Genomic DNA, 6,441 nt, shown 5'->3' with positions numbered 1-6,441 from the left:
CCCAAAAATCTTGGGAGCGCTACGCACTCCAACGCGGGGCAAGCCCGCTCGCCACAGGGAATGGGTTACTGCGCAGTCGGCCCCACTTCACGCAACGGCTTGCCACGCACCGGCGCATCGCCCGCCACGTAGTAGTCGGCAGTGCTGCGCGGCAGCGGCTGGCGGCCACGGATCTTGTCGGCGATTTTCTCGGCGATCATGATCGTCGGGGCGTTCAGGTTGCCGGTGGTGATGATCGGCATGATCGACGCATCGACCACACGCAGGCCCTGCATGCCATGCACGCGGCCTTCGCCATCGACCACGGCCATCTCGTCGTCGCCCATCTTGCACGAGCAGGACGGGTGGAACGCGGTTTCGGCGTGCTCGCGGATGAACTTGTCGAGTTGCTCATCGGTTTGCACCTCGATGCCCGGGCTGATTTCGCGGCCACGGTACGGGTCCAGCGCCGGCTGCTGCATGATTTCACGGGTCAGGCGGATGCCGTCGCGGAACTCCTGCCAGTCCTGCTCGGTGGCCATGTAGTTGAAGAGGATGCTCGGGTAATCCCGTGGGTTCTTCGACTTCAGTTGCACGCGGCCACGGCTCGGCGAACGCATGGAGCCCATGTGCGCCTGGAAACCGTGCTCTTTCACACCGTTGCTGCCGTTGTAGTTAATCGCCACCGGCAGGAAGTGGTACTGGATGTTCGGCCATTCGAATTCCGGACGCGAACGGATAAAACCGCCCGCTTCGAACTGGTTACTGGCGCCGATGCCGGTGCCGTTGAACAGCCACTCGGCACCAATGGCCGGCTGGTTGTACCAGAGCAGCGACGGGTACAGCGACACCGGCTGAGTGCACGCATATTGCAGGTACAGCTCAAGGTGGTCCTGCAGGTTTTCGCCGACGCCAGGCAGGTCGTGGACCACCGGTATGTCGAGGCTTTCCAGCAGTTTGGCCGGGCCCACGCCGGAGCGTTGCAACAGTTGCGGCGAAGCGATCGCACCGCTGCACACCAGCACTTCTTTACGCGCACGGGCTTCAACGCGCTCTTCGGCGGCACCGATGAGGTAACGCACGCCAACGGCACGCTTGCCTTCGAACAACACTTTGTCGGTGAGGGCGTGGGTCACGATGGTCAGGGTCGAACGCTTCTTGGCCGTGTCCAGGTATCCGCGCGCGGTGCTGGCGCGACGGCCGTTCGGCGTGACGGTACGGTCCATCGGGCCGAAGCCTTCCTGCTGGTAACCGTTCAAGTCTTCGGTGCGCGGGTAACCGGCCTGCACGCCCGCTTCAACCATGGCGTGGAACAGCGGGTTGTTGCCGGCTTTAGGCGTGGTCACGCTGACCGGGCCATCGCCGCCGTGCCAGTCGTTCGGGCCGATGTCGCGGGTTTCGGCCTTGCGGAAATACGGCAGGCAGTCGAGGTAGCTCCAGTCTTCCAGACCTGGCAGCTTCGACCAGTTGTCGTAGTCCATGGCGTTGCCACGGATGTAGCACATGCCGTTGATCAGCGAAGAGCCACCCAGGCCCTTGCCGCGACCGCATTCCATCCGGCGGCCGTCCATGTGCGGCTCTGGATCGGTTTCGTAGGCCCAGTTGTAGCGACGGCCTTGCAGCGGGAAGGCCAGGGCGGCCGGCATCTGGGTACGGAAGTCGAGACGGTAGTCGGGACCGCCGGCTTCCAGCAGCAGGACGGTGACGCCTTCGTCTTCGGTCAGACGGGTCGCCAGGGTGTTACCGGCGGAGCCGGCACCCACAATGATGTAGTCGTATTCTTGGGACATAAATGCACCCTCTTAAAAGTTTGGCCGCCCGTAGCAGCTGCCGAGGAACGAGGCTGCGTTGGGCTGCGTAGCAGACCCCAAGATCGCTACGCAGCCTCGCTTGCGCTCGTCAGCTGCTACGGCGGACCTTGGGATCGATACGCGCTGAGTTGAGTGGGGTTGCTTAGAACACCGAGGCGTAGTCGCCCAGCTCAACCTGTACCGATTTGATGCGGGTGAAGTTGTTCAGCGAGCTGATGCCGTTCTCACGGCCCACACCGGATTGCTTGTAGCCACCGACCGGCATCTTCGCGTCGGACTCGCCCCAGGCGTTGATCCAGCAGATGCCCGCTTCCAGTTGATGAATCACGCGGTGTGCGCGGTTCAGGTCCTTGGTCACAAGGCCCGCGGCCAGGCCGAAGTCGGTGTCGTTGGCGCGGCGGATCACTTCTTCTTCAGTCTCGTAGGTAAGGATGCTCATCACCGGGCCGAAGATTTCTTCACGGACGATGGTCATCTCGTCGGTGCAGTCGGTGAACACGGTCGGGGCAACAAAGGCGCCTTTGGCGAAGTCGCCGTCGGTCAGACGGTCGCCGCCGCACAGCACGCGGGCGCCTTCTTCCTTACCTTTGGCGATGTAGCCCAGCACGCTTTCCATGTGGGCGAAGCTGACCAGCGGGCCGAAGTTGGTGTTGTCGTCTTGCGGGTCGCCAACGCGGATGCGCGCAACACGCTCAACGATCTTGGCTTCGAACGCGGCTTGCAGGTGCTTGGGCACGAACACGCGGGTGCCGTTGGTGCAGACCTGACCGGAGCTGTAGAAGTTGGCCATCATCGCGATGTCGGCCGCACGATCCAGGTCGGCGTCTTCGAACACGATCAGCGGCGACTTGCCGCCCAGTTCCATGGTCACTTCCTTGAGCGAAGAGCTCGAAGCGCTGGCCATGACTTTCTTGCCGGTGTCGGTGCCGCCGGTGAACGAAACTTTCTCGATGCGTGGGTGCTCGGTCAGCCAGGTGCCGACTTCACGGCCGCTGCCGGTCAAGACGTTGAACACGCCTGCTGGAACGCCGGCCTCGGTGTAGATCTCGGCCAGTTTCAGAGTGGTCAGCGAGGTGACTTCGCTGGGCTTGAAGATCATCGCGTTACCGGCGGCCAGCGCCGGTGCGGATTTCCACAGGGCGATCTGGATCGGGTAGTTCCAGGCGCCGATACCGGCGACCACGCCCAGCGGCTCGCGGCGGGTGTAGACGAACGAGGTGTCGCGCAGTGGGATCTGCTCGCCTTCGATGGCCGGCACCAGGCCTGCGTAGTATTCCAGCACGTCGGCGCCGGTGACGATGTCGACGTACTGGGTTTCGGAGAAGGCTTTACCGGTGTCCAGGGTTTCCAGGGCGGCCAGTTCATCGTTGCGCTCGCGCAGGATGTCGACGGCACGACGCAGGATGCGCGAACGCTCCATGGCGGTCATGGCGGCCCAGATTTTCTGGCCTTTTTCAGCGCTGACCACGGCACGTTCAACATCTTCTTTCGTTGCACGTTGCACTTGGGCGAGAACTTCACCGTTAGCCGGGTTGATGGCTTCGAAGGTGGCATCGCTGCCAGCGTCGCTGTAGCCGCCGTCAATGTAGAGTTTTTGCAGGTCGAAACGGGCCATAAAGTCCTCGCAAGTGCATAAGTGGTTGGCGTTACCCGCCGCAAAGTGGGCCATAAGGGTGTGGCAACACTGAGCGGCAGACGTTCAGGGGTTGAGCGTTTATAAGGGCTCTAACTCACCTGCTTGGCCAATTGGAAATCCATGTATTCGTAAGCGATCCGTTGCGCCTGTGCCGTGTCGAAAGCGTCTCCCGACAGGGCGCCGCGCAACCACAAACCGTCGATCAACGCCGCCAGGCCTCGGGCTGCTTTGCGTGCGTGCGGCAGCGGCAGCGTTCGGCGGAACTGGCAGCACAGGTTGGAATACAGACGTTGATCGTTGATCCGCTGCAACCTGTGCAATGACGGGTGATGCATGCTGGTGGCCCAGAAGGCCAACCAGGTTTTCATTGCCGGGCCGTTGACCTGGCTGGCATCGAAGTTGCCCTCGATGATCACCTGAAGGTGTGCCCGTGGGCTGTCGTCCGTGAGTGCAAGCCTGCGTTCGTGGACGTTCTCAATCAGCGCGTTCATCAAGTAGCGCATCGTCGCTGCAATAAGGCCGTTCTTGTCCTTGAAGTAGTGACTGATGATGCCGTTCGAGACCCCGGCCAAACGGGCGATCAGCGCAATGCTGGCATCTCCCATTCCGACCTGATCGATGGCCGTCAACGTGGCTTCGATCAACTGTTGGCGGCGTATGGGTTGCATACCGACCTTGGGCATGTAGCACCTCTCCTTAGGCCTGCCGATGGGCGATGAACGTCCGTCGACTTGGAGGCCAGTCTATTTTGTTTTGATTGAACGTTCAATCAACAAAGAATAAGCTCTGCGACAAATCGTCGCTGCTGGCAGGTATTTATTCCCTGGAGACAGCGACACCTGACACCTGGAAAACCCCTCAAACGCCCCATCTACCGCTTCGGTGGGGGGCAAGGATTTTCGGGGTGTCTTTATAACACCCGTTCGTCGACTGCCGAAAAATCGATGCGCCGGGATAACCGTTGCCTTGTGTTTCTCTCTCGCACTGCCTGGAGCATCTGCGCCATGAGTTCTGCCTCTCTTATAAAGACCCCGCCGGAAAAGGTGCGGGTCAACGGTTGGGTGTTCTACACCTCCACCGCGCTGATTCTGTTGTTGACCGCCATTCTGATCATCGCCCCGCAGGAGGCCGGGCGCATGCTCGGCGTCGCCCAGGCCTGGCTGTCGAAAAGCTTCGGCTGGTACTACATGGTGGTCATCGCCGCTTACTTGGTCTTCGTGGTCGGCCTGGCGTTTTCGTCCTACGGCAAGTTGAAACTGGGCAGCAAGGACGACACCCCGGACTTCAGCTACGGCGCCTGGGCCGGCATGTTGTTCTCGTCGGGCATCGGCATCTCGCTGCTGTACTTCGGTGCCTCCGAGCCGCTGGATCACTACTTCAACCCGCCTGAAGGCGCGGCCGCCAGCAATGGCGCGGCACGCCAGGCGTTGCAGTTGACCTTCCTGCACTGGGGCCTGCATGGCTGGGCGATCTATGCCCTGGTCGGCCTGGCCGTGGCGTACTTCGCCTATCGCCATAACCAGCCGCTGGCCCTGCGTTCGGCGTTGTACCCGCTGGTGGGCGAGCGTTGGGTGAAGGGCGCGGCCGGTCACGCGGTGGACGGTTTCGGCATGTTCGTGACCTTGCTGGGCCTGGTGACCAACCTGGGCATCGGTTCGATGCAGGTGTCGTCCGGATTGGAAAACCTGTTCGGCATGGCGCACAGCAACACCAACCTGCTGATCGTGATCATCGTGATGAGCACCGTGGCGACCATCGCTGCCGTGTCGGGCGTGGAGAACGGCATCCGCCGCCTGTCCAACCTCAACATCGTGCTGTTCAGCGGTTTGCTGATCTTCGTGCTGCTGTTCGGCCCGACCTTGCACCTGCTCAACGGCCTGGTGCAGAACACCGGTGACTACCTCAACGGCATCGTGCTGAAAACCTTCGACCTTTATGTGTACGAAGGCGACGCTGACAAAACCGAACGCTGGATGGGCCTGTGGACCCTGTTCTACTGGGCCTGGTGGATTTCCTGGGCGCCATTCGTGGGCATGTTCATCGCGCGTATTTCCCGTGGTCGTACGGTGCGTGAACTGGTGGCCGGCGTGCTGCTGATTCCGCTGGGCTTTACCCTGGCGTGGTTGTCGATCTTCGGCAACTCGGCGCTGGACCTGGTGTTGAACCACGGTGCGGTGGAGTTGGGCAAGACGGCACTGGAACAACCGTCCATGGCTATCTACCAACTGCTGGAGCATTACCCGGCGTCGAAAATCGTGATTGGCGTGTCGATCTTCGTGGGCTTTGTGCTGTTCCTGACCCCGGCGGATTCCGGTGCGGTGATGATGGCCAACCTTTCCTGCAAGGGCGGCAATGTGGATGAAGATGCGCCGCACTGGTTGCGTATCTTCTGGTCGGCGGTGATTACCCTGGTGACCATCGGCCTGCTGTTTGCCGGCAACTTCGAAGCCATGCAAACCATGGTGGTGCTGGCGGGGCTGCCGTTCTCGGTGGTGCTGATTTTCTTTATGTTCGGTTTGCACAAGGCGATGCGCCAGGATGTGGCGATCGAACAGGAGCAAGCGCAACTGGCTGAACGTGGGCGTCGTGGCTTCAGCGAGCGTTTGACGGCACTCGACCTGCAACCGAGCCAGGGCACTGTGCAGCGCTTTATGGACAAACACGTCACGCCAGCGCTGGAAGAGGCGGCGGTCGCGTTGCGTGAGCAAGGGTTGGAAGTGCAGACGCTGTTGGGCAAGTCCAAGCGCTGCATCGGTGTGCGAATCGAGATGGAAGAGGGCAACCCCTTCGTTTATGAAGTGAGCCTGGATGCTTACTCGTCGGCGCCGAGCGACTTGCCTGAAGAAGAGCGCACCCGCTATTACCGTGCCGAGGTGTACCTGCACAACGGGCCTCAAGAGTACGACCTGATGGGCTTCGCCCAGGAACAGATCACCCGGGACGTGCTCGATCAGTTTGAAAGCCATCGGCAGCTCCTTGGCCGGGTCTATAGCTGATTGGTTGAGCGTGGCAATG

Annotated in this window: 4 protein-coding genes; 1 reads left to right on the top strand and 3 read right to left on the bottom strand. The window is 61.3% G+C overall.

The window, feature by feature from the left end; translation table 11 throughout:
* Positions 1-65: 65 nt before the first annotated feature.
* The 3 genes from betA to betI all read right to left on the bottom strand — a co-directional run bounded on the left by betA (position 66) and on the right by betI (position 4,109).
* Entirely contained in the window at positions 66-1,769 is a 1,704-nt protein-coding gene (betA, locus tag AB1462_RS16895) for a choline dehydrogenase (RefSeq protein WP_090401715.1), read from the bottom strand.
* A gap of 163 nt (positions 1,770-1,932) precedes the next feature.
* Entirely contained in the window at positions 1,933-3,405 is a 1,473-nt protein-coding gene (gene betB, locus AB1462_RS16890; RefSeq protein WP_259193931.1) for a betaine-aldehyde dehydrogenase, read from the bottom strand.
* Positions 3,406-3,515: 110 nt separating this feature from the next.
* Positions 3,516-4,109: a transcriptional regulator BetI gene (betI, locus tag AB1462_RS16885; RefSeq protein ID WP_032884029.1), complete on the bottom strand. Its 594-nt coding sequence runs from the start codon at positions 4,107-4,109 to the stop codon at positions 3,516-3,518.
* 378 nt (positions 4,110-4,487) lie between these two features.
* Between betI and AB1462_RS16880 the strand changes: the two genes are divergently transcribed.
* Positions 4,488-6,422, top strand: a complete 1,935-nt coding sequence (locus AB1462_RS16880) for a BCCT family transporter (protein WP_244176468.1) — start codon at positions 4,488-4,490, stop codon at positions 6,420-6,422.
* Positions 6,423-6,441: the final 19 nt, after the last annotated feature.

The sequence above is a fragment of the Pseudomonas sp. SB113 genome (genome assembly GCF_040754745.1).
In the GTDB taxonomy this organism is placed as follows: domain Bacteria; phylum Pseudomonadota; class Gammaproteobacteria; order Pseudomonadales; family Pseudomonadaceae; genus Aquipseudomonas; species Aquipseudomonas grimontii.
Note: the sequence above shows the minus strand (reverse complement) of the source record. Positions and strands in the feature narration are given on the sequence as shown.

What these genes read in the sequence shown, in the direction of transcription:
- betA (WP_090401715.1), bottom strand. Translation starts at nt 1,769, where the DNA reads ATGTCCCAAGAATACGACTACATCATTGTGGGTGCCGGCTCCGCCGGT.
- betB (WP_259193931.1), bottom strand. Translation starts at nt 3,405, where the DNA reads ATGGCCCGTTTCGACCTGCAAAAACTCTACATTGACGGCGGCTACAGC.
- betI (WP_032884029.1), bottom strand. Translation starts at nt 4,109, where the DNA reads ATGCCCAAGGTCGGTATGCAACCCATACGCCGCCAACAGTTGATCGAA.